Genomic DNA, 25794 nt, shown 5'->3' on the forward strand with positions numbered 1-25794 from the left:
GCGTGACTCGCAAGAGGCTTTTTTGCGTTTTTCGCAACTTTTCCAGCGCACCGAAACGGATGCAAAACCTTGGTTTTTCAGGCCTTCGCCGCGTCCTCAAGGCGCAGTTGCACCTTGGTTCTGCCAACCCATGTGTTGATCTCCAGCCTGCCGGCAAGGTGAAACCGGTCGGCGCCGGGGGTGCCGAGGGCGGGGCCGAGCGGGCCGTCGAAGGCGCCGAAGGCGATGGCCTCAAGGGTGGGGCCGGTGCCGTCGCCGAAACCGAAGCGCAGATGGGTCTCTCCGATCCGGCGTGGGGCGGTGATCCGGGCGGCGGGAAAGGCGAAGCGCGGGGCCGGGGCGCCCTGGCCGAAGGGGCCGGCGCGCTCGATCTCGTGCAGCAGGTCGGGGGTGGCGGCGGCGGGCATCAGCAGCCCGTCAAGGCGCAGATCGCGCGGTCCCCGGCTGCCCGCGCCCTGCCGGGCCAGCAGTTCGGACAGCCGCGCCATTGCGGGCTCCAGCATGTCGCGCGCGACGGTCAGGCCTGCGGCCATGCGGTGCCCGCCGCCCCTGAGCAGCAGCCCCTCGGCGGCGACGCGCTGCACCGCCGCGCCCAGGTCCACGCCATTGACCGACCGGGCCGAGCCCTTGCCCTGATCGCCGTCAAGGCCGATCACCACGGCGGGGCGGTTGGTCGCCTCTTTCAGCCGGGCGGCCACGATCCCGACCACGCCGGGGTGCCAGCCCTCGCCGGCGGCCCAGACCAGCGGCGCATCGAGGCCGCGCGCCTCGGCCTGGGCCAAGGCGGCCTCGCGCACGCGGTTCTCGATCTCGCGCCGCTCGGTGTTGAGCGCATCGAGGCGTTCGGCCAGGGCGCGGGCCTCGTGCGGGTCATCGCAGGCCAGCAGCCGCGCGCCCAGATCGGCCGCGCCGATCCGCCCGCCGGCATTGACGCGCGGGCCAAGAAGAAACCCCAGGTGATAGGTGTTGGGCGCCTGATCCATCCGCGCCAGATCCGAAAGCGCCACAAGCCCCGGCCGTTCGCGCCGCGCCATCACCTTCAGCCCCTGCCGCACCAGCGCCCGGTTCACCCCGGTCAGCGGGGCCACATCGGCCACAGTCGCAAGCGCCACAAGGTCAAGCATCGCCATGAGGTCGGGGCCGGCCAGATCCTCGGCACGTAATTGCCGGTTCGCCTCGACCAGCATCAGGAACACGACCGAGGCCGCACAAAGATGGCCAAGATCGCCCTCTTCGTCCTGCCGGTTGGGATTGACGACGGCCAGGGCGGGGGGCAGCGTTTCCCCGCCGAGATGGTGGTCGAGCACCACGACATCGGCGCCCTGAGCCGCCGCGATCGGTTCGTGCGAAAGCGTGCCGCAATCGACGCAGACGATCAGGCCGTGATCGCGCGCAAGGGCGGCCATCGCGGGGGCGTTGGGGCCATAGCCCTCGTCGATGCGGTCGGGGATATAAAGCGTTGCCTGCTGCCCCATGGCGCGCAGCCAGCCCAGAAGCAGTGCGGCCGAGGCGCCGCCGTCCACGTCGTAATCGGCAAAGACCGCGATCCGTTCCCTGTTGCGCAGCGCGGCCAGGAAGCGCGCCGCCGCGCGCTCCATGTCCTTCAGGCTGCGCGGGTCGGGCAGCAGGTCGCGCAGGGTGGGTTCCAGAAAGGCGGCGGCCTCGGCCGGGGGCACGCCGCGGGCCACAAGGATCCGCGCAAGCGGCAGTGGCAGCCGGGTTTCCTGTGCCATCGCCTCGGCCAGCCGGTCGGCTTCGGCGCCGGGGCCGATCCAGCGCCGCCCGGTCAGGGACTGATCCACTCCGAGAAAACTGTTCATCTGTCCTCGATAGCGAAAATGCGACTGCCCCGCCATGGGGCGGGGCAGGGAAGATGCGGAAATCCGCGACAGGCCCCGCCGGGGCGCGCCGTCAGCGGATCGGGTTGCGGTAGATCATCCGGCGCACCGAGCCCGTCTTGGAGCGCATCAGAAGGGTTTCGGTCTCGATGAAATGGGGTTCGCGCCGCACACCCTTGACGATCGAGCCGTTGGTGACGCCGGTCGCGGCGAAGATCACGTCGGCGGTCACCATTTCGTCGCGCGAATAGATCCGGTCGAAATCGGTGATGCCCGCCTTGCGCGCGCGGCCACGTTCGTCATCGTTGCGGAAGGTCAGCCGGCCCCACATCTGGCCGCCCATGCATTTGAGCGCGGAAGCCGCCAGCACGCCCTCGGGCGCGCCGCCCGACCCCATATACATGTCGATGCCGGTGATGTCGGCCTCGGCGCAATGGATCACGCCGGCCACGTCGCCATCGGTGATCAGGCGGATCGCGGCGCCCGTGTCGCGGACCTCGGCAATAAGGTCTTCGTGGCGCGGACGTTCGAGGATGCAGCAGGTGATGTCCGCAGGCTTCACGCCGCCCGCCTTCGCAAGCGCCAGAACCCGTTCCGAGGGGCTCATGTCCAGCGAGACGACATCCTTGGGATAGCCCGGCCCGATGGCCAGCTTGTCCATGTAGACATCGGGCGCGTGCAGCAGCGTGCCGCGCGGCGCCATGGCGATCACGGTCAGCGCGTTGGGCATGTCCTTCGCGGTCAGGGTCGTGCCTTCCAGCGGGTCGAGCGCGATGTCGACGGCGGGGCCGGTGCCGGTGCCCACCTCCTCGCCGATGAACAGCATCGGGGCTTCGTCCCGCTCACCTTCACCGATGACGACGACGCCCTTGATCTCAAGCATGTTGAGCTGGTCGCGCATGGCGTTGACGGCGGCCTGATCGGCGGCCTTTTCGTCGCCCCGCCCAATCAGGCGCGCCGAGGCATGGGCGGCCGCTTCGGACACGCGGGCAAGGCCCAGTGACAACATACGGTCGTTGAAATCGGAAAGCGGGGTCATGAACATTTCCTATCAGCAGGGGCAATCGCGCCCGGTTGCGCATGGGATGGTGCCACCTAATCCCTTCGGGGGGCGAACTACAAGCCTGAGAACGCTAACGATCCGGCCGGCCCGGCGCTAGACTTCCTCGATGCGGATGGCGACGGGGGCGCCCTCGACGACATTGGTCGCCGGGATCCCGGCGATCGCGTGGTCGATGGCGTCGCGGGTCGTCTTGTGGGTGACGATCAGCACCGGCGCCGAGGCGCTTTCATGCCCGTATTGCCGCATGCGGGAAATCGAGACGCCGGAATCGCCCAGAACCGTGGCCACCTTGGCCAGGGCGCCGGGCTTGTCCAGCAGGTGCAGCCGCAGATAGTAGGGGGCGGGCGCGTTGGCCCGTGCGGGCGTCGGCATCGCAAGGCTGGTGGCCGGCTGGCCGAAGGTGGGCAGGCGCAGGCCGCGCGCGATATCGACCACATCGCCCATCACCGCGCTTGCGGTGGGCCCTTCGCCCGCACCGGGGCCGCGCAGCACGATCTGGCCCACGCTGTCGCCTTCCAGCACCACCATGTTGGTGCCGCCCTGCAACTGCCCCAGGGGCGAGCTGGCGGGCACGAGGCAGGGCGTCATCCGCTGTTCCAGCCCGCGGCCGGTCATCTGCGCCACGCCCAGAAGCTTGATGCGATAGCCCATGTCGCCCGCGCGGCGGATATCGTCGATCGAGATGCGGCCGATGCCCTCCAGCTCGACCGTGTCGAAGCTGACCTGCGTGCCGAAGGCGATCGCGGCCAGGATGCTCAGCTTGTGGCCCGCGTCGATCCCGCCCACGTCAAGGTTGGGATCGGCCTCGAGATAGCCAAGCTGGCGCGCCTCTTCGAAGACCGTGTCATAGGGCAGGCCCGCGCTTTCCATCCGCGTCAGGATATAGTTGCAGGTGCCGTTCATCACGCCCATCACGCGGCGGATCGCGTTGCCTGCAAGCCCCTCGGTCAGGGCCTTGATCACCGGGATGCCGCCCGCCACGGCGGCCTCGAAACGGATGACGCGGCCGGCGGCCTCGGCGGCCTCGGCAAGGGCCTGGCCGTGATGGGCCAGAAGCGCCTTGTTGGCGGTGACCACGTCCTTGCCGGCTGCGATCGCGGCTTCGGTGGCGGCGCGGGCGGGGCCTTCATGGCCCCCCATCAGTTCGATGAACACATCCACATCGTCGCGCCGGGCAAGGGCGACGGGATCGGTTTCCCAGGCATATCCGGAAAGATCCGCATCGCGGTTCTTGGTGCGGTCGCGCGCCGATACGGCGGTGATCGCCACCGGGCGGCCGCCGCGGGCCTGCAACAGGTCCGCATGGCGTTGCACGATCTTCACCACGCCGATGCCCACGGTGCCAAGTCCGGCAATGCCAAGGCGAAGGACGGGGCCGGGCTGGCTGGACATGGTGAACTCCTGCAAGATCGCTATCCCCGTCCTGTTACAGCGAAGGTCCGGGGCTTGCAACGCGCGAGCGTTCAGGGCGCAGCGGTTCCTGCGGGCTGTGGCGGGGGCTCGTCGATCACGGGCGCGCGCAGCCGGTTTGCGCGGGCCCGAAGTGCCGCGGCGCGGGCCGCAAGCGCGGCGGCGGGATCGCCCTCGGCCTGCGTCTCGGGGGGTAGGATGTCTTCCAGCGGCAGCAGGCGGGGATATGCGCCGTTGGTCGGCGGGGGGTCGGTCTGCGCGCAGGCGCCCAGGAGGCAAATGGCAAGAAGGGCGGCAAGGGGGCGCATCGGATCTCCGCAGCTTGGGTGCGGGCGCAGGATAAGGGCAGGGCGGGATCTGCGCCAGAGGGGGTTTGATAATGAACACTCGTTCAGTTAACCTGCCCGCATGGCACGCAAGACAGGCTCCCATTCCGAAATTACCGGCCCGCGCATCCGCGCCGCTGCGCAGCAGCTTTTTGCGCGCCACGGCTTTGCCGCGGTCTCGATGCGCCAGATCGCGGCGGCGGTCGGGGTGCAGGCCGGTGCGCTTTATCTTTATACCTCCGACAAGGAGGCGCTGCTGTTCGACCTTCTCAAGACGCATATGGAGGATCTGCTGGCCGCCTGGGCGCAGGCGCCGCGCGGCGATACCCCCCTTGAGGCGCTGGAGCATTTCGTGCGCTTCCATATCCGCTTCAACCTTGAACGCGCCGAGGCGGTGTTCCTGTCCTATATGGAGTTGCGCAACCTCGGCCCCGAGAATTTCGCCCGGATCGAGGCGCTGCGGCGAAGCTACGAGAACGAGCTGGAGCTGATCCTGAAGGCGGGGCAGGCGGATGGCAGTCTGTCGTTGCCCGACACGAAGCTGGCGACGCTGGCGATCATCGCCATGCTGACCGGCGTCAATACCTGGTTCCGCGAGGGGGGGCGGCTGGACCGCCCCACGGTCGAGGGCATCTATTGGGACATGGTGCGCAAGGCGGCCGGCGCCTGAGGGGCGCCGGGCCGGGCATCAGTGTTCGGGCCGGATGAAGGTGCCGTTGCGCAGCTCTGCCATCGCCTGAAGGATTTCCTCGCGGGTGTTCATCACGATGGGGCCGTGCCAGGCCACCGGCTCCGCGATCGGCGCGCCCGAGATCAGCAGGAACCGCACGCCTTCCTCGCCCGCCTGGACCACGATTTCGTCGCCCGTGCCGAACCGCACGAGCGTGCGGTTGCCAGACATGTCGCGGATGTTGACCTCTTGGCCCATCACCTCTTTCTCCAGCAGCACGCCCGAGGGCCGGGAGGCATCGGCGAAAGCGGCGGCCCCTTCGAAGACATAGGCGAAGGCGCGGCGATAGGTGTCGATGCGGAAGCGCTTCTTCACCCCGGCCGGGATGAAGATGTCGAGGTATTGCGGCTCGGCGGCAATGCCGTCGACAGGGCCGCGCTGCCCCCAGAACTCGCCCACGATGATCTTCACGCGGGTGCCGTCATCGTCGATCACCTCGGGGATTTCGGCGCCCGTCACGTCCTGATAGCGCGGCGCGGTCATCTTCAGGTCCGACGGCAGGTTGGCCCAAAGCTGAAAGCCGTGCATCTGACCCGCGGCGTTTCCGGTGGGCATTTCCTGATGCAGGATGCCGCGCCCGGCGGTCATCCACTGCACATCGCCGGCCCCCAGGGTGCCGCGATTGCCCAGGCTGTCGCCGTGATCGACGGACCCGGCCAGCACATAGGTGATGGTTTCGATGCCGCGATGCGGATGCCAGGGAAAGCCCGCCTGGTAATCCGCCGGGCGTTCTCCGCGGAAATCGTCGAACAGCAGGAACGGATCGGCCTCGGCCGGATCGCCAAAGCCGAAGGCGCGGCGAAGATGCACGCCTGCGCCTTCCAGCGTGGGTTGCGACAGGCGGGTTTCGATGACGGGGCGGAGAGACATGGTTCAGCTCCTCATATAGGGCAGAAGCTGAAGATAGGGCGTGAGGTCATAAGCGGAAAGAGCGACGACGACACAACGTCTGTGCCTCGCCGCACAATGCCGCACAATACGGTCAGGTCAGTATCTGTCGTCCCATGCCACGCGCGGGCCGCGCGGGCGGGTCACCACGAAATTGGAGAAGCGCAGCTTCGAATGCAGCCCGATCCGGGTAAACATCGTATTCCCGCCGGTACGGAATTCACGTTCGCCAATCCCGAGGAACGGGTTGTAGAAATACGAGGTCTCGACGACCACCGCAGTATCGCCGACAGGCATTTTCGGAATGCGGAAGGCTTCCTGATTGATCGTGGTCTTGGTGTGCTTTGCCTTGCCATCCGTTGCATAGGAATTCTCGAGCGAGAATTCTTTTGAAACGCCGTCGCAGGGGCGATTGTCATAGGCATCACAATAGATCAGCGTTACGCGAATCCAGGTCTGCTTCGCCGCGTTCGAATTGGTGATGTAGTTGAAGACCTTTTGCAGCCCGGCCACGTATTTCGGCCCGACAAGGTCAGATTCGCGCGAAATCAGGTCCGCAACCGTGTATGAGGCGCGGGTATTGATCGCCTTGGTGCGGAAAGCGTCGTAGAACTGGAACGAAACCGCGAACCAGCCGATCAGCAGCAACATGCCCATCATGCCTTCGACGGGCATCGAGCCGCGCGTGCTGGAAAGCCACTGGCGTGCGTATTGGCGAAGATGACGAAGCGTTTTCATCAGCTGCCTCCGCCAGAAGAGCTGCTGGCCACGTTATTTGCGCGTGGCTCGTTGACGAATGCGGTCGTAGTGACCATTGCGAACTGGCCAGCGGCATCCTTTCTCAGCGCGGCGCCGAAGCCGACGCCCGGCATCATCGGATAGGCCTTGAGGCAGGCGCGCAGCAGCATCAACTGGTTGCTCTGACCGCGCTGAAGCACCACGTCGGGTGGATCGGCCAGCGTCTTGTCGGTGCAGGTCGCGCTTCTGCCCGATCCGCTGGAGGTCCAGTCCGCCTTGTCGACCTCGAAAATGTCGATGGCAAGGTTCTGGGTGCAGTTCGGGATGAAGGCGATGTTGTTGCAGATCGATTTCTTCAGAAGATCGTGCGAGGGCATGGGTTCGATCCCAAGGCGCAGGATGCGCACAGAAAGATCCACACCGCGTTCGAACAGCGTCTGACGCAGGATCATCACCCCCAGCTCGACGCTGGAGAACATGATCGTCAGGAAGACGGGAAGCATCATGACCGCCGGGATCGACGCTGCCCCCGTCTCCGAGCGCAGGAAGCGCCGGGGCCGCAAGAGAGTGGATATCCTGGTCAACGACGATGGGGACGACCTTGATGTGTGAAAGCCCGCTCTTGGCGAAATAGTCCTTCACCACTTCGGCGGAGTCGAGCGACTGGTTGAGATCGGCCGCAGCCAGCATCGCGCGGTCCAGCGTGGCCTGGATCAGGGTCCGGCGTTCTTCCTGGCGGACGATGTCGATGGCGATGCCGGTCGTGATCATCATGATCAGGAAGATCTGCAACGACAGGATGATGAGCGAGCCTTCCTCGTCGCGCGCAAAGCGAGCGACGCGGTCACGCAGTCCGAGGAACTGCACACCTTTGCTGCTGGCATCAAACATGGCCATCTTCATACCCTTTCACCACCTTCGCATGGCGTTCTTTGTCGCCATTGCCGCGCCGCCGGAATCACTGACGGAGGCGCACCCTCAGTCTCTAGCCCAAATCATGGGGCGAAATTGAGGCGATTTATAGCGCAGCGTGCCGCGATTGGTGCCGGAACGGGGACACTGGGTCAAGGTTACGTTGCGTTGTTGCGGGAATGGCTGCGATCTGCACCGCTTTGGGGCGGAAAATGAAGGGCTCCAGTAAGATTCGTTTAATGTATGTGGGCCCGATGCGTTCGAAATGTGTTTCCCGGCAGGGATGATTCGGTCCCTAGGCAAGTGCCGGTTGTCTTTCGCCGTGAGGGGGACGAAGAAAAGCGGCCCGCCAGGAAAGCTGCGGAAAGGCGATCCGAGCGGCGCGGAAAACCTGCCTTTGCGCCGTGGTGCCCCCTCGACTCTTGTCTTGCGCGGGCCAATATAGATGGCATGTCGCTGCCCCCCGGATTCCTGGACGAACTTCGCAATCGCGTCTCCATCAGTCAGGTGGTGGGGCGCAAGGTCGTCTGGGACATGCGCAAGTCCAATCAGGCCAAGGGCGACATGTGGGCGCCGTGCCCCTTCCACCAGGAAAAATCCGCGAGCTTTCACGTCGACGACCGCAAGGGCTATTACTATTGCTTCGGCTGCCATGCGAAGGGCGACGCGCTGTCCTTCGTACGCGAGACCGAGAACGTCGGCTTCATGGAAGCGGTCGAGATTCTGGCGCGCGAGGCCGGCATGCAGATGCCCGCCCGCGATCCGGTGGCCGCGCAAAAGGCCGACCGGCGCAGCGAGCTGGCGGCCGTCATGGAAGAGGCGGTGAAGTTCTTCCGCATGAACCTGTCCACGCAGGGCGGCGCGGCGGCGCGCGACTATCTTGCCCGGCGCAGGCTGTCGCCGGACGCGCTTGCCCGCTTCGAGATCGGCTTTGCGCCCGACGGCTGGCAGGGGCTGTGGGACGCGCTGCGTGCCAAGGGCATCGCCGAGGATCTGATCCTGGGCGCGGGGCTGGCGAAACCCTCCACCAAGGGCCGCGCGCCCTATGATGTCTTTCGCAACCGGATCATGTTCCCGATCCGCGATGCGCGGGGCCGCTGCATCGCCTTCGGCGGGCGGGCGATGGACCCCAATGACAATGCCAAATATCTGAACTCGCCCGAGACCGAACTGTTCGACAAGGGGCGCAACCTTTACAACCACGGCCCCGCGCGCGAGGCCTGCGGCAAGGGTGCGGCCCTGATCGTGGCCGAGGGCTACATGGATGTGATCGCGCTGGCCGAGGCGGGCTTCGGCGGCGCGGTGGCGCCCCTCGGCACGGCGGTGACCGAGGACCAGTTGCGCCTGTTGTGGCGCATCCATGATGAGCCGGTGATCGCGCTGGATGGCGATGCGGCGGGCCTGCGCGCCGCGCTGCGGGTGATCGACCTTGCGCTGCCGCTGCTCGAGGCGGGCAAGGGGCTGCGCTTTGCCGTCCTGCCCGGCGGGCAGGACCCCGACGATCTGATCCGCGCGCAGGGGCGCGAGGCGATGGCCAAGGTGATCGCCGAGGCGCGACCGATGGTCGACCTGCTCTGGCAGCGTGAAACCGAGGGCAAGCTTTTCGACAGCCCCGAGCGCAAGGCCGCCCTGGACAAGAGTCTGCGCGCCGCGATCCGGCGCGTGGCGGACCCGTCGATCCGCGCCCATTACGGCGAAGAGATCAAGCGCCTGCGGTGGGAGCTGTTCGGCAATGGCCGCAAGCGCGACGTTGCGGCCCCGGCCGCAGGCGGGCAGGGCGCCTGGCGGGGTGGCGGCAAGCGCCAGGGCTGGCCCCTGCCGAACCTGCATCCGCTGCCCGCGACGAAATCCACGCTTCTGGCCGCGACCGGAAACGACGCCGTGGCCGAGTATCTGCGCGAGGCGATGATCCTGGCGATCTGCACCACCCATCCCGCGCTGATCGCCGGTTTCGAAAGCCAGCTCGACGCCGTGCACATGGCCGACCCCGATCACGAACGGCTGCGCCACCTGATGCTGATGCACGCCCACGACCCGGCCCCCGCAATCCGTGAACGCATTCTGAGCGATGCGCGCGGTGAGGTTGAAAAGCTGATGTCGCTGCCCCATGTCCGCATTGCGCCCCCCGTGACGAATACGGAGGAAACGGATCTTGCGCGGATGTGCCTGGCGGAAGAGCTTGCCAAGCTGGATGCCGCCCGCGCCGTGCGTGCCGAGATCGAGGATGCGATGGAGGATCTGAGCGGACTTGCCGATGAAGGCGTGACCTGGCGGCTTACGCAGGCGGCGACGGCCTACCACCGCGCCGAGCGGTCCCGGCTGGACGACAATTCCGACATGGGAGAGGACCGCGCCGCGCTGTCCGCCCAGTTGCAGGCCCTCATCGACGGCGAGGTCTGGCGCAAGAAGAAGCAGTAATGACCGCGGGGGCGGCAGGGGGAATCGGCCCTGTGATTCGCCCCGGTGATTCGATAAATACAGGAAAACCGATTCGCACTGTGCCACGCCGCCGGCCGCCCCGGCCCGGCACATCGACCCGAGGAGCGCCCATGGCCGCAAAAGACATCGACGACAACAAGCAGGAAGAACGGGATTCCGAAGATACCTCGTTCGACATGAGCCAGGCTGCCGTCAAGCGCATGATCGCCGAGGCGCGCGAGCGCGGATATATCACCTACGACCAGCTCAATTCCGTGATGCCGCCCGATCAGGTTTCGGGCGACCAGATCGAGGACGTGATGTCCATGCTTTCGGAAATGGGCATCAACGTCATCGAAAGCGAAGAGGCCGAAGAGGGCGAAAGCGGCGGGCAGGTCGTGCCCGCGGGCGAAGGCTCGCGCGAGGTTGCCGTTGCCACGACCACCTCGGAAACGCTGGATCGCACCGACGACCCGGTGCGGATGTATCTGCGCGAGATGGGCTCGGTCGAGCTTCTGTCGCGCGAGGGCGAGATTGCCATCGCCAAGCGCATCGAGGCCGGGCGCAACACGATGATCGCGGGCCTGTGCGAAAGCCCGCTGACCTTTCAGGCCATCACCATCTGGCGCGACGAGCTTCTGAACGAAGACATCCTGCTGCGCGACGTGATCGACCTTGAAACCACCTTCGGGCGCTCGCTGGACGATGACGGCGATCTGGAAGAGCCGGTGGTGGAAAGCGGCGCCACGGATGGCGAAGCCAAGCGCGCGGCGGGGCGGGACGAGCCCGAGCTTGACGCCGACGGCAACCCCATCGCGGCAAGCGACGATGACGAGGATGACGACGAAGGCGCGAACATGAGCCTTGCGGCGATGGAAGCCGCGCTGAAGCCGAAAGTCCTCGAGACGCTGGAACTTATCGCGCGCGACTATGCCGACCTTGCCGAGATGCAGGATCAGCGCATGTCCGCCACGCTGAACGAGGACGGGACCTTCTCGGTTGCCGAAGAGGCCGCCTATCAGAAGCTGCGCTCCGAGATCGTGGAACTGGTGAATTCGCTTCACCTGCACAACAACCGGATCGAGGCGCTGATCGACCAGCTTTACGGAATCAACCGCAAGATCATGTCGATCGACAGCGGCATGGTGCGGCTGGCCGATGCCGCGCGCATCAACCGGCGCGAGTTCATCGAGGAATATCGCGGATACGAGCTTGATCCGACCTGGCTTGAGCGTATGGCCGAAAAGTCGGGCCGCGGCTGGCAGATGCTGATCGAGAAATCGACCGACAAGGTCGAGGAACTGCGCGCCGACATGGCGCAGGTCGGCCAGTATGTCGGCGTCGACATCCAGGAATTCCGCCGCATCGTGAACCAGGTCCAGAAGGGCGAGAAAGAGGCCCGTCAGGCCAAGAAGGAAATGGTCGAGGCGAACCTGCGCCTGGTGATCTCGATCGCCAAGAAATACACCAACCGGGGCCTGCAATTCCTTGATCTCATTCAGGAAGGCAATATCGGGTTGATGAAGGCGGTCGACAAGTTCGAATACCGCCGCGGCTACAAGTTCTCGACCTATGCGACATGGTGGATCCGGCAGGCGATCACCCGCTCTATCGCCGATCAGGCGCGCACGATCCGCATTCCGGTGCACATGATCGAAACGATCAACAAGCTGGTGCGCACCGGCCGCCAGATGCTGCACGAGATCGGCCGGGAACCCACGCCCGAGGAACTGGCCGAGAAGCTGCAAATGCCGCTGGAAAAGGTTCGCAAGGTGATGAAGATCGCCAAGGAACCGATCAGCCTCGAAACCCCGATCGGGGACGAAGAGGACAGCCAGCTTGGCGATTTCATCGAGGACAAGAACGCCGTCCTGCCGCTCGACAGTGCGATTCAGGAAAACCTGAAAGAGACGACGACGCGGGTTCTGGCCAGCCTGACCCCGCGCGAGGAACGGGTTCTGCGGATGCGCTTCGGCATCGGCATGAACACCGATCACACGCTGGAAGAGGTGGGCCAGCAGTTCAGCGTCACCCGCGAACGGATCCGCCAGATCGAGGCCAAGGCGCTGAGGAAGCTGAAACATCCAAGCCGCTCGCGCAAGCTGCGCTCGTTCCTGGATCAATGAGGAAAGCGCCCCCGGAAGGGGGCGTTTTTCATTGTGCGGGATATCGGCAACGGGTCTTGCGCAACCTGGACAAGTCCCGCTAACTGCGGCCATTGATGCAGGAATTCAGACGGGCTTTCGCGCCGCTCAGCGCCGGTCCGGGGAGTATGGGTGTTGGAAGCGTTGCTCGTTCTTGCCGTTCTGGCTGTGCTTGCCTTGCCCGTTCTGCTCGTCGTGCTTTTCATTCAGCTGGCCGGGGTGAAACGCCGCCTGGCGCGTCTCGAGACAGGGCTGACATCCGCCCCCGTCCCGGCGCAGCGTGTTGTTGCCGAACGGGTGCAGGCCCCGGTAGCCGACGCAAGCGTATCCCCCGTCAGGGAGAAACCCGAACCCCTCCAGCCCGACCCCTCTCCATGGGAGCGCGTGAAACAAGAGGCACAGGCGCCCGGCCAGACCGGCGGCGCACCGTCCTTGCCGGTTCGGGCACCTGACCCGGCTCCGGCCGATCAAAACCGCCCCATCGTCATGCGTCCGGACCGTTTCGCGGCGCTGGGGCGCTGGCTGGTTGCCAACTGGGTCTATGCGGTTTCGGCTCTGTCGCTGATGCTGGCGGGCGTTTTCTTCGTGCAATACGGGATCGAGAACGGCCTTCTGCCGCCCCGGCTGCGGGTGCTTGCGGGGCTGGCCTTCGGGGCGGCACTGATCGGCGCGGGCGAGTGGATCCGCCGCCGCTATGGCGACCGTGGCGTGCCCGAATACCTGCCCCAGGTCTTTTCGGGGGCGGGCGTGGTGTCGGCCTTTGCCGCGATCATGGCCGCGCGCCAGATGTATGGCCTGATCGGGGCCGAGACGGCCTTTGCGGGCCATCTGATCGTGGCGCTGGTCGCGGTGGTGCTGGGCTGGGTCAACGGGCCGTTTCTGGTTGCCGCCGGGCTTCTGGGGGCCGGCGTGACACCGATGATCGTGGCCGGCGGGGCCGGGCCCGAGCCCTGGCTCTACGGGTATTATGGCCTGATCGCGGCCATGGGGCTGGCGGTCGACGGGGCGCGGCGCTGGGCGTGGATCTCGGTTCTGGCGCTGGTGCTGGGCTATGGCGGGGGCTGGCTGATGCTGGCGGGTGGGGCCGGGGTGCCCGGCTGGATCGTCCTGCTGGCGGGCCTGCCGGTGGCCGCGACGATCCTGCCGCTTTTCGCCCTGGTGCCGCGCCACGATGGCCCTTGCGTTTCCGAGGTCGTGCTGCGGCGCGGCGCCGCGCGCGAATGGCCGATCTTCCCCGCGCGCCTTGTCTTCGGCGCGCTTGCCGCCAGCAGCCTCGCGCTTTTCGAAAGCACCGGGGCCGCCTCGGCCGAGGCGATGCTGGCGCTTGCGGTGCTGGGCGGGCTGGCCATCCTCTACCTGATTTGGGCCGAAAACGCGCCGGGGCTGGACGACGTGGCGGGCCTTCCGGTGGTTGCCTTCTGGCTTTCCGTCTTGCTGGCCGGGCTGGAGCGCTGGCCCCTGATGCGCGACTTCGCCGCCAGGGCCATCGCGCAGCGCCCGCCGGAGACCGCGGCGCCCTTTACCGTCAGCCTGATCCTTGGGCTTGCGGCGCTCGTCTCGCTCGCGCTGGCCTATCGCGCCTTCCGCCCTGGCACCAGGGGCAAGGGTTTTGCCATGGTGGCGGCGCTGGCCGCCCCGGTGACGGCCGCGCTGCTGGAACTGGGCTGGGCGCCGGCGCGGGTTTTGGGGGCCTACCCCTGGGCCCTGCACGTCATCGCGCTTGCGGGGTTCATGACCGCGCTTGCGGTGCGTTTCGCACGCATCGACGGCGCCGATCACCGGCGCATGGCCTATGCCACGCTTTCGGCGCTGTCGCTGGTGGCGCTGTCGCTTTTCGTGCTGACAAGCGCCACGGCGCTGACGCTGGCGCTTGCAGTTCTGGTGCTTGTGGCGGCGGCGCTGGATCGCCGGTTCCGCCTGCCCGAGATGGGAATTTTCATCCAGATCGCCGTTGTCGTCCTTGGCTGGCGCCTGCTGGCCGATCCGGGGCTGTTCTGGGCCTATGAGGCACCGCTGTTGCAGGTTCTTGCGGCCTTTGTCGGCAGCATCGCCGCCCTTGCCGCGGCCTATTGGTTGCTGCGCCCGCTGGCGCGCAAGCTGCCGCAGGCGGTGCTGGAATCGGCGATTGCGGGGTATGCGGTGGTGCTTGTGGACCTGCTTTTGCTGCGCTGGCTGACGCGGGATCTGAGCGACGATCTGCTGACCCATTGGGGCGCGACGCTTCTGGCGCTGCCCTGGCTTTTGATGATGCTGATGCAGTGGCACCGTGCCGCGGCGTCGAAGGGCTGGATGCACAAGCTGCGCCGCGGCCTTGGCTATATCGCGGCCGTTCCGGCATTTTCCGGCCTTCTGGTTGCGGCCACCCAGCTGAATCCCGTGACCCGCTGGTCCGGCGAGGTGCATGGCCCGCTGGTTCTGGATACGCTGTTCCTGGCCTATGCGGTGCCGGGCCTGATCCTGCTTGCGGCCCTGCGTTGGGGGCGGGGGATCACCTCGTGGCATCGGCCGTTTTTCCTGATTTTCGGGGCCGCGATGGCCGCACTTTATGTCGCGCTTGAGATCCGGCGCTTCTGGCAGGGGGATGATCTGAGCGTGCCGGGCGTGAAACAGGGAGAGCTTTACACCTATACGCTCGCGCTTCTGCTCTTGGGGGCCGCGCTTCTCTATCAGGCGATCGCGCGGCGCTCGCCGGGGCTGCGCCGGTTGGCGATGGCGGTGATCGGGCTGACGGTGGCGAAGGTCTTCCTGATCGACATATCGGGCCTGACAGGGCTGATGCGCGTGGCCAGTTTCCTTGGGCTGGGCCTGTCGCTGGCGGGGCTGGCGCTGCTCAACCGTTGGGCGGTGGCGCGGGACGATGCCGGGGGCAACCCGCCGGGTGCCGCCTGACGCACCGTTTCGCTTTGATCGCGGGCGGCTTCCTGCTATCCCTGATCCGGCCTGCAACCGGAGACATGTTCATGCCGCGCCTTCCCGTCGCCCTGTGCGCCCTTGCCCTTTGTGCCTGCACGATGGAGGGGATGCCCGCCGATCCCAAGGCACCGCGCATGAATCAGGCGGGCACCTGCTTTGCCTTCGTCACCGCCGAGGGCGATGGCCGCTACACGATCACCCGCGGCGTGGGCGACGGCACCGCCACCCCGATGGGGGTGCAGCGCCGCGGGCTGAGCGCCGCGCAGGTCGACGCCGCCATCGCCAAGGAGCGCGAGATCGCCGCGGTCAATCCCGAATGCCTCGGGGTGCGGATCGCCGGGCGCGCCGAGGTCGGGGACACGCCCGAAAGCTGATCCGCAACTTGCACTTTTACGATGTTTGGTGCCCGTTGCCGGCCCCGGCAAGGGCCTTTCTTTCCCTTTCCCGACAGAAAGGCCCTTGGCCGCGCCTTTCGCGCTGAGTCCGCGGGGCCACACCTTGCCCCTACCGCATCTGGTAGGGCAAGATTTCCCCTACCCAAAAAATTGGTGCCTGCCTATAGTCTTGGGATAAGCGGGGCGAAAAGCCCCCGATAAGAGGCGGGAACAGAAAGAAAAGGGGGAGGCCATGCGCTGCCCGTTCTGCGGTAATGTCGATACACAGGTGAAGGACTCGCGCCCGGCCGAGGATCACGTTGCGATCCGGCGGCGGCGCTTCTGCCCGGCCTGCGGGGGCCGTTTCACCACCTATGAGCGGGTTCAGCTGCGCGACCTCGTGGTCATCAAATCCTCGGGCAAGCGCGAAGATTTCGACCGCGACAAGCTGGAACGCTCGATCCGCATCTCGATGCAGAAACGCCCGATCGAGCCGGAGCGGATCGACCAGATGATTTCCGGCATCGTGCGCCGGCTGGAATCCCTGGGCGAAACCGACATCCCCTCCAAGACCATAGGCGAGATCGTGATGGAAACGCTCGCCCGGATCGACACCGTAGCCTATGTGCGTTTTGCAAGCGTTTACAAGAACTTCCAGGCTGCGGACGATTTCGACAAATTCGTGAGCGAGCTGCGCCCAAACGCCGGTGAGACCGAGTGAACGAGGCCGACCAGCGCTTCATGGCGCTGGCTTTGGGGCTGGCGTCGCGGGGCTTGGGCAATGTCTGGCCGAACCCCGCTGTCGGCTGCGTGATCGTTCGGGACGGGCGCGTTCTGGGCCGCGGCTGGACACAGCCCGGCGGCCGTCCGCATGCCGAGCGCCGCGCGCTGGACCAGGCCGGTTCCGCCGCATGCGGAGCCACCGCCTATGTGACGCTGGAGCCCTGTGCCCATCACGGCCGGACCCCGCCCTGCGCCGAGGCGCTGGTGGCGGCGGGCATCGCGCGGGTCGTGACCGCGCTGACGGACCCCGATCCGCGCGTCTCGGGGCGTGGCCATGCCATCCTGCAATCCGCCGGGGTCGAGGTGGAAACCGGCGTTCTGTCCTCCGAGGCCGCCGCACTTCAGGCGGGGTTCCTGATGCGCATCCGGGCCGGGCGGCCGTGGCTGACGCTGAAGCTGGCCACGAGTTTCGATGGCCGCATCGCCACCGCAACGGGGGAAAGCCAGTGGATCACCGGGCCGCAGGCGCGCGCCCGGGTTCATCATCTGCGCGCGCGCCACGATGCGGTGATGGTGGGCGGCGGCACGGCGCGGGCGGATGACCCGCTGCTGACGGTGCGCAACTTTACCCCCTTGCGCGCGCCGGTGCGGGTGATTGCCTCTTCGGGGCTGGACCTGCCGCAAGGGGGCAGGCTGGCGGGGTCGGTGGCGCAGGCGCCGCTCTGGCTGTTGCACGGTCGGGCGGCGAAGGCCGCGGCGCGGGACCATTGGCAGGGGCTTGGTGCGCGGCTGATCGAGCTGCCGGGCGGCACGGCCGGGCTGGACCCCGCCGCGCTGATGGCGGCGCTTGGCGATGCGGGCCTGACCCGCGTGTTTTGCGAAGGGGGCGGCGCCTTCGCCGCAAGCCTTCTTGCCGCCGGTCTGGTGGATGAGTTGATCGGGTTTACCGCCGGCATGGTTCTTGGCGGTGACGCGCGCGCCGCCCTTGGTCCGCTTGGCCTTGCCCGGCTGGATGCCGCGCCGCGCTATCGCCTGGTAGAGGCTGTGCCCATCGGCGGCGACATCATGCACCGCTGGCTGCGCGCCTAACGCCAGATCCAGGCCTGGCTGGCAAGAAGCCCCTGGCATTTCGCAAGCAGGCGGTTGCCCGGACCGGGCCGCGGAACATCGCCCCGTGCAAGGCGCTCCACGATGAGTTCGGGCGGGCAGGGCAGATGCGTGACCGGGTCGAGATAGCGCGGATAGGCGATCAGCGCGGCATGCACCAGTTGCGCAAGGCTGACCTGCCCGCCGCGGCGCGCCGGGATGCGGCCCAGATCGCGCGTCAGCCCCCATCCGGCATAGAACGGCGCCCCGGTCGTGGTGACGCGCTTGCCGCGCAACAGCGCCTCGAACCCCAGAAGCGAGGTCATCGTCCAGACCTCCTCGCATTGATCCAGAAGGGCAGTTATGTCGGATTTCTGTAAAACGGCATCGGCGTGGCGCAGGGCCTCGTCCTGGGGGACATGACCCTTGCGCAGGCCGGCCTCCACATCGGGGTGGGGTTTGAAAAGGATAACAGCACCGGGGTTTTCCGCGCGTGCACGCCGTAGCAGCGCCAGGTTTGTGCAGATCTCACCCGCCCCAAGACGGATCGAGGCATCATCCTCGACCTGCCCCGCGACAAGGATGCGGCGCCCTTCGCGCAGGGGCGGGTTCTGGCCCGCAAGGTTGTATTTGGTCAATCGCGCGTCGCGGATTCCTGCCAGAAGGCGGGTGGCGCGCGCCTCCTGCCACGCGGTCAGCGGGCGGGCGATCAGGTCTTCGAGGTCAGAGTGGTGCGCGGGGTCGTAATAGATCCCCTGCCGGTCCGTCACCAGTGAAAGCGGCGGCACCAGATCGGCCCCCAGCCCGCGTGAGCGCAGGAACCCGTCCTCGATGCGCAGGACGGCCAGATCCGGGGGCAGGGTCCGGGGCAGGCGCCCGGCCCAGGCCAGAATGCTGCGGCCCTCTTTGCGCGCCGTGGCCTCGGCCTTTGCCAAACTGGCGGCAAAGCGCACCGGCCGCACGGTGCCGAAGAACTGCTGGATGGTCCGGCGCTTCCACAGCCGGATGCCAAGCCCGACATGCCCGCCCCGATCCTCGCGGAAGGCGCGCAGGCTGGCCTCAAGCTGATCCACGGCCTCCTCGAAGCTGCACAGCCGTTTGCGGCACGGATCGAACCATGTCGGCGCAAGGATGTAGCTGGCCGCGAACAACTGGGCGCGTGTCAGCCGCCGTTCACGGCGCGCGACGGGGTTTTCGTCCTGCGTCAGCCCCCATCCGGCATAGAAGGGCTGGCCGAAGACCCGTGGTCTGTGCCCGGCGAAGATCGCCTCGAGGCCGAGCTGCGAGCTGACGGTATAGACCGCGATCGCGCCCTCGAGCAGGCGCCAGGGGGAATGCGGCGCGGTCAGGATCTCGGTCCGGTCGTCGCAATCCTCGGGGCCGTAATATCCACCATGCGCGCCGGCAAGCGCGTCGGGATGCGCCTTGATCACGATCCGTGCGCCCGGGTTTTCGATCCGGGCATAGGCGAGCATCTCGCGGAAGGTGGCCGCGGTGGCATTGCCATGCGTGACCGAGGCGTCGCCTCGCCTTTGATCCACCACGAGGACATAGCCCGGCGCGGGGGCTGGCAGGGCGGGATCGAAGCCGTTGTATTTCGACAGATCGAGCGCCTGAAGGCGGGCCATCCCGTCGCGCGCGCGTTGCAGGACGGCATGGTCGTCCAGGGGGGCGCGGGCCAGTATCCGTTCCAGCAGCGAAGGGGCGGAACTGTCGAAATGCACGCCATATGGGTCTATCAGCAGGCCCAGGGGCGGCTCGCCCCAACGGCCGGGATGGACCGAGCGCAGGAAGGCGTCCTCGATCCGCACAAGGCCCACGCCTCGGCGCGTGGCGACATGCTCGCCGCGATGCGCGGTCGGGCTGCGGCCCCAGACCGCCACGCGGTCCTTCGGGCCGGGCAGGCCAAGATGCAGCGACCATCCGGCGGCGCGCAGGATCTCGCGCAGGCGGGGCTGGCGCAGGAAGCCGCCGTTGTAGAAGAACAGCCGCCGCGAAAGGTCTTCGGCGGCCGTTTCCTCATGCGGGTCCGGCATCAGCCGCCCGAAAGGCTGTTGATCGTATCCACCGTGCCAAGCGAACCGGTCAGTGCCGACAGCGTCTTTTGCCACTGCACATAGGGCGCCTCGGTCACATAGACGGTGTCGCCGTCGCGGATTGCGAAATCGCGCGCCATGAAGACGCCGTTTGGCTCGGTCAGGTCCAGCACATAGACCATGCGCTGTTCCCCCACGAGGTCCGAGCGTGCGAGCACCGTGTTGGCGATCTCGGCGGGTTCGTTGCGGAACACGAAGACCCCAGTCGGATCGGCCACGCTGGAGCGCAGGCCGCCCACCGAGGCAATCGCCTCAAGCGCGGAAAGGGTGGGGGCCTCGAACGGCACGCGGGCCTGCGATCCCATCGCGCCAAGCGAGGTGAAGGCGCGCGTATCCTCGTTCACGAGGATGACATCGCCGGGGCGCAGCGCGATGTCCATCCGGGGGTTTTCGTAAAGATCGCGCAACCAGATCTTGCCGGAATGGCCGTTGCGCTTGACGGTGATCTGGGCGACCTCGGGCTTGATCGCCACGCCGCCCGCCTTGGCCAGCATCGCCGAGAGCGTGCGCGTGGGCCGTTCGATCGGATAGACACCTTGGCCCGAAATCTCGCCCATGATCGACACGGTCGATCCATCGCCCGCAAGGCGCGTGACGCTGACCTGGGGATCGGGGGTTTGCGCATCGAGCTTTTCGGTGATGATCCGCCGCAGCTCCTCGGGCGAGTTTCCGGCCGCGCGGATGCGCCCGGCATAGGGCACGAAAATGTTGCCCGCGCCGTCGACCTGAAGCTCTGTCAGTTGGGTGGCGTTTGCGCCGCGATTGCTCAGCAGCCCGTCGTCGACGTTTTCCCAGACGGTCAGGCCAAGCGTGTCGCCCGGCGCGATGGTGTCCGATCCGACGATGCCCGCGTTCTGGAATGCCGCCGAAAAACCCAATGCCGGCTGGACCGCTGTCGCGCGCGCGACATGATCGTTGACCGCGATTACGAAGGCATCCCCCTGCTTTTGCACCGCACCTGCATAGATTTCGCTTTTATTGGGTCCGGGCCGGGGCAATCCACAGGCTGCCACGCCAACCACAAGCACCGAAAGGGCCGCGATACGGGCCCCATGGGATGCCAATTCTCTCACTGCTCGCGCTCCTCTTTGCGGGATGCTGCCTCGATTTTGTCTGCAACCCTACAAAAACGCCCGTAAAAAAGCCAGTCCGATCACCGCACCAGGCGCAACTGTTGCCTTGGTGCCGCGTTGCCGCCGATAAGCGCCTCGTAGGGGTCTTCGGGGGCAAGGATCAGGTCCACCACCTGCCGCAGCAACGCGCGCCGCGACCGGGCCGAATAGAAGCCGCCCGGCACCTGGCTGGTTTCCAGAAGAAAGTGGCGATAATCGCGGTAGGCCCGGCTGTCGGGGCGTGCGGGATTGGCGAAGAATTCCGCGATCGGCTGGGACGAGACGAATTCGGGCTTGGCATAGACCGCCTGGCCGAAGGCGCGCAGGGGCAGGCCGCGCCAAAGCGCCTGTTGCGCCGCGGTCGAATTGACCGTGACGGCCGTGCGCGCCGCGGCCAGAAGGGCCGCCAGCTTGCCGCCGCGCACGAAATGCACCCTGCCGGAAAGGCCGTGGCGGCGGGCGGCCGCGTGGATCGCCCTGCGGATCGGCGCGCGGCCGTCTTCCAGCGGATGGGCCTTGAAGACAAGGTGATGGTGGCCCGCCGCGCCCTCGGCAAAACCCTCCATCACCAGGTCGATGAATTCGGTCTGCGAGGCGAAGGGCGAGTGCATCCGGAAGCTTGCGTCATGTTCAAGCTGCAACAGCACGAGATGATAGGGAAAACCGCCCGCCTTGATTCGAAAGGTGGCGATCCGGCGCTCGATCTTGTGCAGGGGCATGAACAGCAGCCTGCGCAGGTAAAGGCGGAACTCCTGCAACACCGTCACCCCGCGATGCGGGCGAAAGCGGCGGTAGCGTCCGTTCAGCGCCATCACGAAGAAATGGTAGAGCGCGCCGTAGAACACATGCTGGCGCATGTCGCCCCAGCGGGCGGGGGCCTCGGGCCAATCGATCTCGGATTGCGCAAGCGCGTGGCGCATGTCGGCCAGGCCCAGATCCATCAGGCGCGAATGGCCGTTCGATCCGCCGCGTTCATAGGTGGCCCAGTAGGGGCGCAGGTAGCCCTCTTCGAAGACATGCACCCTGATCCCGGCCTGTCGGGCGGCGGCGATGGCCTGCGCGTGGATCGGGCGCGTGTCGCCGTAAAGGACCAGATCGGTGATGCCCTTTTCGGCCAGAAGCGCCGCGATGCGGCCGGGCCAGTCTGCGGCCTCTCCGTTGAAGGGGATGAACGAGGACTTGTGCGGCCAGAACACCTCGTCCCCGCGGTTGAAGCCGACGCGCCAGACCGTGCCCCCCGCGGCCCGCAGCATGCGCCCGAGCTGGTGGAAGAACGGGCCGTGCGGCCCCTGAAGCAGCAGGAACCGGCGGTCGGCATATCGGTTCGGCATGCATATCCCTGGCGGTTGTCGTTTCCTGCTTCCGTCCTGAAACGATTTGCGCGCGAAGTCACGGGTTTTCTGGACGCAGCGGGCTGCGGGCTTGCGCGGTGCGGCGGGTCGGGCTAGGCAGGGGCGAAACGGACAGGGGATTGGGATGTTCACCGGGATCATCACCGATATCGGAGAGATCGTGACGCTTGAACAGGCGGGCGATCTGCGCGCGCGCATTGCAACGGGATATGACGTGGCGGGGGTCGATATCGGCGCCTCGATCGCCTGTGACGGGGTTTGCCTGACGGTGATCGCCAAGGGCACCAGCCCGCGCAACTGGTTCGACGTGCAGATCTCGGCCGAGTCGGTGGCGCGCACCACGATCGGGGGCTGGAAGGTCGGGGGCAGGCTCAACCTTGAGCGCGCGCTGAAGGTCGGGGACGAGCTTGGCGGGCATATCGTCTCGGGCCATGTCGATGGCGTGGCCGAGATCGTCGCCATGCGGGACGAGGGTGACAGCACCCGCTTTACCTTTCGCGCGCCCGAAGCCCTTGCGGGCTATATCGCGCCCAAGGGCTCGGTCGCGCTGAACGGCACATCGCTGACCGTGAACGAGGTGGTCGGCACCGAATTTGGGGTCAACATCATCCCCCATACCAAGACGGTCACGACCTGGGGCGGGGTGAAGGTCGGCGATCGCGTGAATCTGGAAATCGACACGCTGGCGCGCTATGTCGCGCGCCTGCAGGACTGGGCGCTGAGGTGAGTCTGCCCCCGGTGTCTGCGCTTGACAGCGCCGCGCCAAGGGCCGATCCACCTGTCCGAACCACGCCGCGGACCGCTGCTCCGGTTGCCCCCTGTCGGGGCGGGCCGGTCCCCAAGGAGAACTGAGATGGCCGAAGCCGAACGCACCGATTACACCGACGCGATCTCTTCCACCGAAGAGATCATCGAGGATGCCCGCAACGGCAAGATGTTCATCCTTGTCGATCACGAAGACCGCGAGAACGAGGGCGACCTGGTGATCCCGGCGCAGATGTGCACGCCCAACGCGATCAACTTCATGGCCAAGCACGGGCGCGGCCTGATCTGCCTGACGCTGACGGGCGCGCGGCTGGATGCACTTGGCCTGCCGCTGATGGCGACCTCGAATTCCTCGCGCCATGAAACGGCCTTCACCGTGTCGATCGAGGCGCGCGAAGGCGTGTCCACCGGCATTTCGGCCCATGACCGGGCGCTGACGGTGGCGGTGGCGATTGACCCGTCCAAGGGTGCCGCCGATATTGCGACGCCGGGCCATATCTTCCCGCTGCGCGCGCGCGAAGGCGGGGTTCTGGTGCGTGCGGGCCATACCGAGGCGGCCGTCGATGTCGCGCGCCTGGCCGGGCTCAACCCCTCGGGCGTGATCTGCGAGATCATGAACGAGGACGGCACCATGTCGCGCCTGCCTGACCTGGTCTCCTTCGCGCAGAAGCACGGGCTCAAGATCGGGACGATTTCGGATCTGATTGCCTATCGGCGCCGTCACGACAACCTGATCCGCGAAACCCTGCGCAGGACGGTGACCTCCGCGCATGGCGGCGATTGGGTCATGCGCGTCTTCAACGACCAGACCGAAGGGGTGGAGCATGTGGTCCTGACCAAGGGCGACATCACCACGCCCGAGCCGGTGCTGGTGCGCACCCATTCGCTGAACGTGATCGAGGATGTGCTGGCGCTTGGCCCTTCGCCCGAGGGCGAATTCGCCCGCGCGATGCGGATCGTGGCCAAGGAAGGGCGCGGCGCGGTCTGCCTGTTCCGCGATCCGCGCGCCAAGCTAGTCACCGAGGAAGAGGCCGGCCCCCGCACCGTCAAGCAGATCGGGCTGGGCGCGCAGATCCTGTCGACGCTGGGGCTCAAGAAGCTGATCCTGCTGACGAATTCGCCGCGCACGCGCTATGTCGGGCTTGAGGCCTTCGATCTGGAAATCGTGGGCACGCGCCCCATCGTCGAGGAAGTGATCATGGCCGGACACGAACAGCACTACACGCTTGACCTGCCCGCGTTCGACAAGCCGGTGCGCCTGCTGATCGTGGTGGCGCCCTATTACAAGGACATCGCCGACAATCTGGTGGCGGGCGCGCGCGGGGTTGCCGAACAGGCGGGCGCCGTGGCCGATCTGGTCGAGGTTCCCGGCGCGCTCGAGATCCCGACGGCGATCGCCATGGCCGCGCGGATGGCCGATTACGACGGGTTCGTCGCCCTTGGCTGCGTGATCCGGGGCGAGACCACGCATTACGAAACGGTCTGCAATGACAGCTCGCGCGCGATCACCCTGCTGGGGCTGGAGGGCGTGTGCTGCGGCAACGGCATCCTGACCGTCGAGAACCGCCCCCAGGCCGAGGTCCGGGCCGATCCGGCGGGGCAGAACAAGGGCGGCGGTGCCGCTGCGGCGGCCTTGCATCTGATCGCGTTGTCGCGCAAATGGGCGGGCCGGAAAAAAGGCATCGGCTTCCGCCCCGCGGATGAGTCGTTCCGCATCGCCGGCGACGCAAAAGGACCAGAGCGCGCATGACCACCGAAGCCCCCCGCAAGATGACCCCTGAAGAAAAGCGGCAACGGAAATCCGCCGCCCGGCTTTATGCCGTGCAGGCACTGTTTCAGATGGAGGCCTCGGGGCAGGGGGTGGATCGCGTGCGTCAGGAATTCGAGACGCATCGTTTCGGCGCCGTTTATGACGAGGACGAGATGGCCGAGGGCGATCCCGGTCTTTTCCGCCGCACGCTGGACGACGCGGTGACATGGCAGGCCCGCATCGACCAGGCGACCGACCGCGCGCTGGTGGCGAAATGGCCCATCGACCGGATCGACCCGGTGCTGCGCGCGCTGTTTCGCGCGGCCGGGGCCGAGCTTTTGAACCCCACGACCCCGCCGAAGGTCGTCATCAACGAGTTCGTCGACGTGGCCCGCGCCTTCTTTCCCGACGGCAAGGAGCCGAAATTCGTGAATGCCGTTCTGGACCACATGGCCCGCGATTTCCGCCCCGAGGCCTTCTGAATCCGGCGAAACCTGGCCGATCCGGCTGCGCTGCGGCATGATGGTTGTTTGCATTCGTCGAATTTGCGTTACATTGAAGACATCAACAGGAGATGTCCGATGCCCGAGCTTGTGCGCCTTTACATCCGCAACGTATTTGCCGGGCTTGGCCTTTCGCTGGTGTTCGTGGGGCTCTTGCTGTGGTTCAACGTCGCCAACCTGTGGCACCTGATCTCGACCTCGGATGTCGGCTATATCGCGGTTGCGCTGCTGATCGTATTCAACACGGTTGTCTTTTCGGCGGTGCAGTTCTCGATCGTGATCATGCGCATGGCGGACAAGCCGGAAGACGATTCCAGCGGCGGGCGGCGCGATGCCATTCCGGCGTTGCAGCCGATCGCTGTTCCTGCGGTGGCGAACAAGGCACGCCCGCGCCGCTGAGCGCGCACTACGGATCTTGACCCGAAGGGCCGTTTGCACCGCGAACGGCCTTTTCGTTTTGCGGGGGGGGGGGGAGGTGGCGGGAACCGCAGCATCCGTGAAGGCGTGAATTTCCCGAGAGCCTGACTAAATCAGGTGGGAGCCAGATACCGGGACCACGATCCCGGCAGAGCCAGCCCCCTCGGAAATGCTTATCGGCCACTGGAAAAGGGCCTTGCACGCAAAGAGCAGAAACCCGCCACGCCAACAAATAG

The 25794-nt window shown here is 66.6% G+C and carries 22 protein-coding genes and 1 pseudogene; 13 read left to right on the forward strand and 10 right to left on the reverse strand.

Going from position 1 to position 25794, the window contains the following annotated elements; all coding sequences use genetic code 11:
* Positions 1-77: 77 nt before the first annotated feature.
* The 4 genes from recJ to AC4PTO_RS03290 form a co-directional block, all read right to left on the reverse strand.
* Positions 78-1820, reverse strand: a complete 1743-nt coding sequence (gene recJ, locus AC4PTO_RS03275; protein WP_492731840.1) for a single-stranded-DNA-specific exonuclease RecJ — start codon at positions 1818-1820, stop codon at positions 78-80.
* A 91-nt stretch (positions 1821-1911) separates the two neighbouring features.
* Positions 1912-2877: a class II fructose-bisphosphatase gene (gene glpX / locus AC4PTO_RS03280; RefSeq protein ID WP_492731842.1), complete on the reverse strand. Its 966-nt coding sequence runs from the start codon at positions 2875-2877 to the stop codon at positions 1912-1914.
* A gap of 117 nt (positions 2878-2994) precedes the next feature.
* Positions 2995-4293, reverse strand: coding sequence for a homoserine dehydrogenase (locus AC4PTO_RS03285; RefSeq protein ID WP_492731844.1), 1299 nt, complete (start codon positions 4291-4293; stop codon positions 2995-2997).
* 71 nt (positions 4294-4364) lie between these two features.
* Positions 4365-4619 (reverse strand): hypothetical protein, encoded by a 255-nt coding sequence (locus tag AC4PTO_RS03290; RefSeq protein WP_492731846.1) that lies wholly within the window; start codon positions 4617-4619, stop codon positions 4365-4367.
* A gap of 100 nt (positions 4620-4719) precedes the next feature.
* Between AC4PTO_RS03290 and AC4PTO_RS03295 the strand changes: the two genes are divergently transcribed.
* Positions 4720-5307 (forward strand): TetR-type transcription factor C-terminal domain-containing protein, encoded by a 588-nt coding sequence (locus AC4PTO_RS03295; RefSeq protein WP_492731849.1) that lies wholly within the window; start codon positions 4720-4722, stop codon positions 5305-5307.
* A gap of 18 nt (positions 5308-5325) precedes the next feature.
* Here the strand turns inward: AC4PTO_RS03295 and AC4PTO_RS03300 are convergent, their stop codons facing one another.
* The 3 genes from AC4PTO_RS03300 to AC4PTO_RS03310 all read right to left on the reverse strand — a co-directional run bounded on the left by AC4PTO_RS03300 (position 5326) and on the right by AC4PTO_RS03310 (position 7499).
* Positions 5326-6237, reverse strand: a complete 912-nt coding sequence (locus tag AC4PTO_RS03300; RefSeq protein ID WP_492731851.1) for a pirin family protein — start codon at positions 6235-6237, stop codon at positions 5326-5328.
* Positions 6238-6354: 117 nt separating this feature from the next.
* Complete coding sequence (locus AC4PTO_RS03305; protein WP_492731853.1) at positions 6355-6993, reverse strand: hypothetical protein; 639 nt, start codon at positions 6991-6993, stop codon at positions 6355-6357.
* A complete protein-coding gene (locus tag AC4PTO_RS03310; RefSeq protein ID WP_492731857.1) occupies positions 6993-7499 on the reverse strand; it encodes a TadE/TadG family type IV pilus assembly protein in 507 nt (168 codons plus the stop codon). Before AC4PTO_RS03310 ends, AC4PTO_RS03305 begins: the two co-directional genes overlap by 1 nt.
* 242 nt (positions 7500-7741) lie before the next feature.
* Between AC4PTO_RS03310 and AC4PTO_RS03315 the strand changes: the two genes are divergently transcribed.
* From AC4PTO_RS03315 to ribD, 7 genes are all read left to right on the forward strand, one after another.
* Positions 7742-8005 carry a hypothetical protein gene (locus AC4PTO_RS03315; RefSeq protein WP_492731859.1) on the forward strand — a complete coding sequence of 88 codons (264 nt, stop codon included), beginning with the start codon at positions 7742-7744 and terminating at the stop codon, positions 8003-8005.
* A gap of 350 nt (positions 8006-8355) precedes the next feature.
* On the forward strand, positions 8356-10323 hold the full coding sequence (gene dnaG / locus AC4PTO_RS03320; protein ID WP_492731861.1) for a DNA primase: 1968 nt from the start codon (positions 8356-8358) through the stop codon (positions 10321-10323).
* Between the two features lie 131 nt (positions 10324-10454).
* Entirely contained in the window at positions 10455-12449 is a 1995-nt protein-coding gene (gene rpoD / locus AC4PTO_RS03325; protein WP_492731863.1) for an RNA polymerase sigma factor RpoD, read from the forward strand.
* Positions 12450-12602: 153 nt separating this feature from the next.
* On the forward strand, positions 12603-15356 hold the full coding sequence (locus AC4PTO_RS03330; RefSeq protein WP_492731864.1) for a DUF2339 domain-containing protein: 2754 nt from the start codon (positions 12603-12605) through the stop codon (positions 15354-15356).
* Between the two features lie 71 nt (positions 15357-15427).
* On the forward strand, positions 15428-15754 hold the full coding sequence (locus tag AC4PTO_RS03335; protein ID WP_492731866.1) for a hypothetical protein: 327 nt from the start codon (positions 15428-15430) through the stop codon (positions 15752-15754).
* A gap of 253 nt (positions 15755-16007) precedes the next feature.
* Positions 16008-16475, forward strand: a complete 468-nt coding sequence (nrdR, locus tag AC4PTO_RS03340; RefSeq protein ID WP_492731868.1) for a transcriptional regulator NrdR — start codon at positions 16008-16010, stop codon at positions 16473-16475.
* Entirely contained in the window at positions 16472-17566 is a 1095-nt protein-coding gene (ribD, locus tag AC4PTO_RS03345) for a bifunctional diaminohydroxyphosphoribosylaminopyrimidine deaminase/5-amino-6-(5-phosphoribosylamino)uracil reductase RibD (RefSeq protein ID WP_492731869.1), read from the forward strand. The genes nrdR and ribD overlap by 4 nt, the downstream gene beginning before the upstream one ends.
* On the opposite strand, the gene AC4PTO_RS03350 is transcribed toward ribD, so the two are convergent.
* The 3 genes from AC4PTO_RS03350 to AC4PTO_RS03360 form a co-directional block, all read right to left on the reverse strand.
* Positions 17563-19599, reverse strand: a complete 2037-nt coding sequence (locus AC4PTO_RS03350; protein WP_492731871.1) for a capsule polysaccharide biogenesis protein — start codon at positions 19597-19599, stop codon at positions 17563-17565. The genes ribD and AC4PTO_RS03350 overlap by 4 nt on opposite strands.
* Positions 19599-20723 (reverse strand): polysaccharide biosynthesis/export family protein, encoded by a 1125-nt coding sequence (locus AC4PTO_RS03355; RefSeq protein ID WP_492731873.1) that lies wholly within the window; start codon positions 20721-20723, stop codon positions 19599-19601. Before AC4PTO_RS03355 ends, AC4PTO_RS03350 begins: the two co-directional genes overlap by 1 nt.
* Positions 20724-20812: 89 nt before the next feature.
* Positions 20813-22102, reverse strand: a complete 1290-nt coding sequence (locus tag AC4PTO_RS03360) for a capsule polysaccharide biogenesis protein (RefSeq protein WP_492731875.1) — start codon at positions 22100-22102, stop codon at positions 20813-20815.
* Between the two features lie 145 nt (positions 22103-22247).
* Here AC4PTO_RS03360 and AC4PTO_RS03365 point away from each other — a divergent pair, with 145 nt between their 5' ends.
* From AC4PTO_RS03365 to AC4PTO_RS03385, 5 genes and pseudogenes are all read left to right on the forward strand, one after another.
* Positions 22248-22850 (forward strand): riboflavin synthase, encoded by a 603-nt coding sequence (locus AC4PTO_RS03365; protein WP_492731877.1) that lies wholly within the window; start codon positions 22248-22250, stop codon positions 22848-22850.
* Positions 22851-22976: 126 nt separating this feature from the next.
* Positions 22977-24077 (forward strand): annotated as a pseudogene (gene ribB / locus AC4PTO_RS03370) (3,4-dihydroxy-2-butanone-4-phosphate synthase); the annotation flags it as partial.
* A gap of 9 nt (positions 24078-24086) precedes the next feature.
* Positions 24087-24638, forward strand: a complete 552-nt coding sequence (locus AC4PTO_RS03375) for a 6,7-dimethyl-8-ribityllumazine synthase (RefSeq protein WP_492733518.1) — start codon at positions 24087-24089, stop codon at positions 24636-24638.
* Complete coding sequence (gene nusB / locus AC4PTO_RS03380; RefSeq protein ID WP_492731879.1) at positions 24635-25120, forward strand: transcription antitermination factor NusB; 486 nt, start codon at positions 24635-24637, stop codon at positions 25118-25120. The genes AC4PTO_RS03375 and nusB overlap by 4 nt, the downstream gene beginning before the upstream one ends.
* Positions 25121-25219: 99 nt before the next feature.
* Positions 25220-25540: a hypothetical protein gene (locus tag AC4PTO_RS03385; protein WP_492731881.1), complete on the forward strand. Its 321-nt coding sequence runs from the start codon at positions 25220-25222 to the stop codon at positions 25538-25540.
* The last annotated feature ends 254 nt before the right edge of the window (positions 25541-25794 follow it).

This window comes from Rhodobacter maritimus, assembly GCF_058747975.1.

Coding starts and splice junctions, on each gene's coding strand:
- recJ (WP_492731840.1), bottom strand. CDS start 1,820: ATGAACAGTTTTCTCGGAGTGGATCAGTCCCTGACCGGGCGGCGCTGG.
- glpX (WP_492731842.1), bottom strand. CDS start 2,877: ATGACCCCGCTTTCCGATTTCAACGACCGTATGTTGTCACTGGGCCTT.
- AC4PTO_RS03285 (WP_492731844.1), bottom strand. CDS start 4,293: ATGTCCAGCCAGCCCGGCCCCGTCCTTCGCCTTGGCATTGCCGGACTT.
- AC4PTO_RS03290 (WP_492731846.1), bottom strand. CDS start 4,619: ATGCGCCCCCTTGCCGCCCTTCTTGCCATTTGCCTCCTGGGCGCCTGC.
- AC4PTO_RS03295 (WP_492731849.1), top strand. CDS start 4,720: ATGGCACGCAAGACAGGCTCCCATTCCGAAATTACCGGCCCGCGCATC.
- AC4PTO_RS03300 (WP_492731851.1), bottom strand. CDS start 6,237: ATGTCTCTCCGCCCCGTCATCGAAACCCGCCTGTCGCAACCCACGCTG.
- AC4PTO_RS03305 (WP_492731853.1), bottom strand. CDS start 6,993: ATGAAAACGCTTCGTCATCTTCGCCAATACGCACGCCAGTGGCTTTCC.
- AC4PTO_RS03310 (WP_492731857.1), bottom strand. CDS start 7,499: ATGATGCTTCCCGTCTTCCTGACGATCATGTTCTCCAGCGTCGAGCTG.
- AC4PTO_RS03315 (WP_492731859.1), top strand. CDS start 7,742: ATGGCGATGCCGGTCGTGATCATCATGATCAGGAAGATCTGCAACGAC.
- dnaG (WP_492731861.1), top strand. CDS start 8,356: ATGTCGCTGCCCCCCGGATTCCTGGACGAACTTCGCAATCGCGTCTCC.
- rpoD (WP_492731863.1), top strand. CDS start 10,455: ATGGCCGCAAAAGACATCGACGACAACAAGCAGGAAGAACGGGATTCC.
- AC4PTO_RS03335 (WP_492731866.1), top strand. CDS start 15,428: ATGCCGCGCCTTCCCGTCGCCCTGTGCGCCCTTGCCCTTTGTGCCTGC.
- nrdR (WP_492731868.1), top strand. CDS start 16,008: ATGCGCTGCCCGTTCTGCGGTAATGTCGATACACAGGTGAAGGACTCG.
- AC4PTO_RS03350 (WP_492731871.1), bottom strand. CDS start 19,599: ATGCCGGACCCGCATGAGGAAACGGCCGCCGAAGACCTTTCGCGGCGG.
- AC4PTO_RS03360 (WP_492731875.1), bottom strand. CDS start 22,102: ATGCCGAACCGATATGCCGACCGCCGGTTCCTGCTGCTTCAGGGGCCG.
- AC4PTO_RS03365 (WP_492731877.1), top strand. CDS start 22,248: ATGTTCACCGGGATCATCACCGATATCGGAGAGATCGTGACGCTTGAA.
- AC4PTO_RS03375 (WP_492733518.1), top strand. CDS start 24,087: ATGGCCGGACACGAACAGCACTACACGCTTGACCTGCCCGCGTTCGAC.
- nusB (WP_492731879.1), top strand. CDS start 24,635: ATGACCACCGAAGCCCCCCGCAAGATGACCCCTGAAGAAAAGCGGCAA.
- AC4PTO_RS03385 (WP_492731881.1), top strand. CDS start 25,220: ATGCCCGAGCTTGTGCGCCTTTACATCCGCAACGTATTTGCCGGGCTT.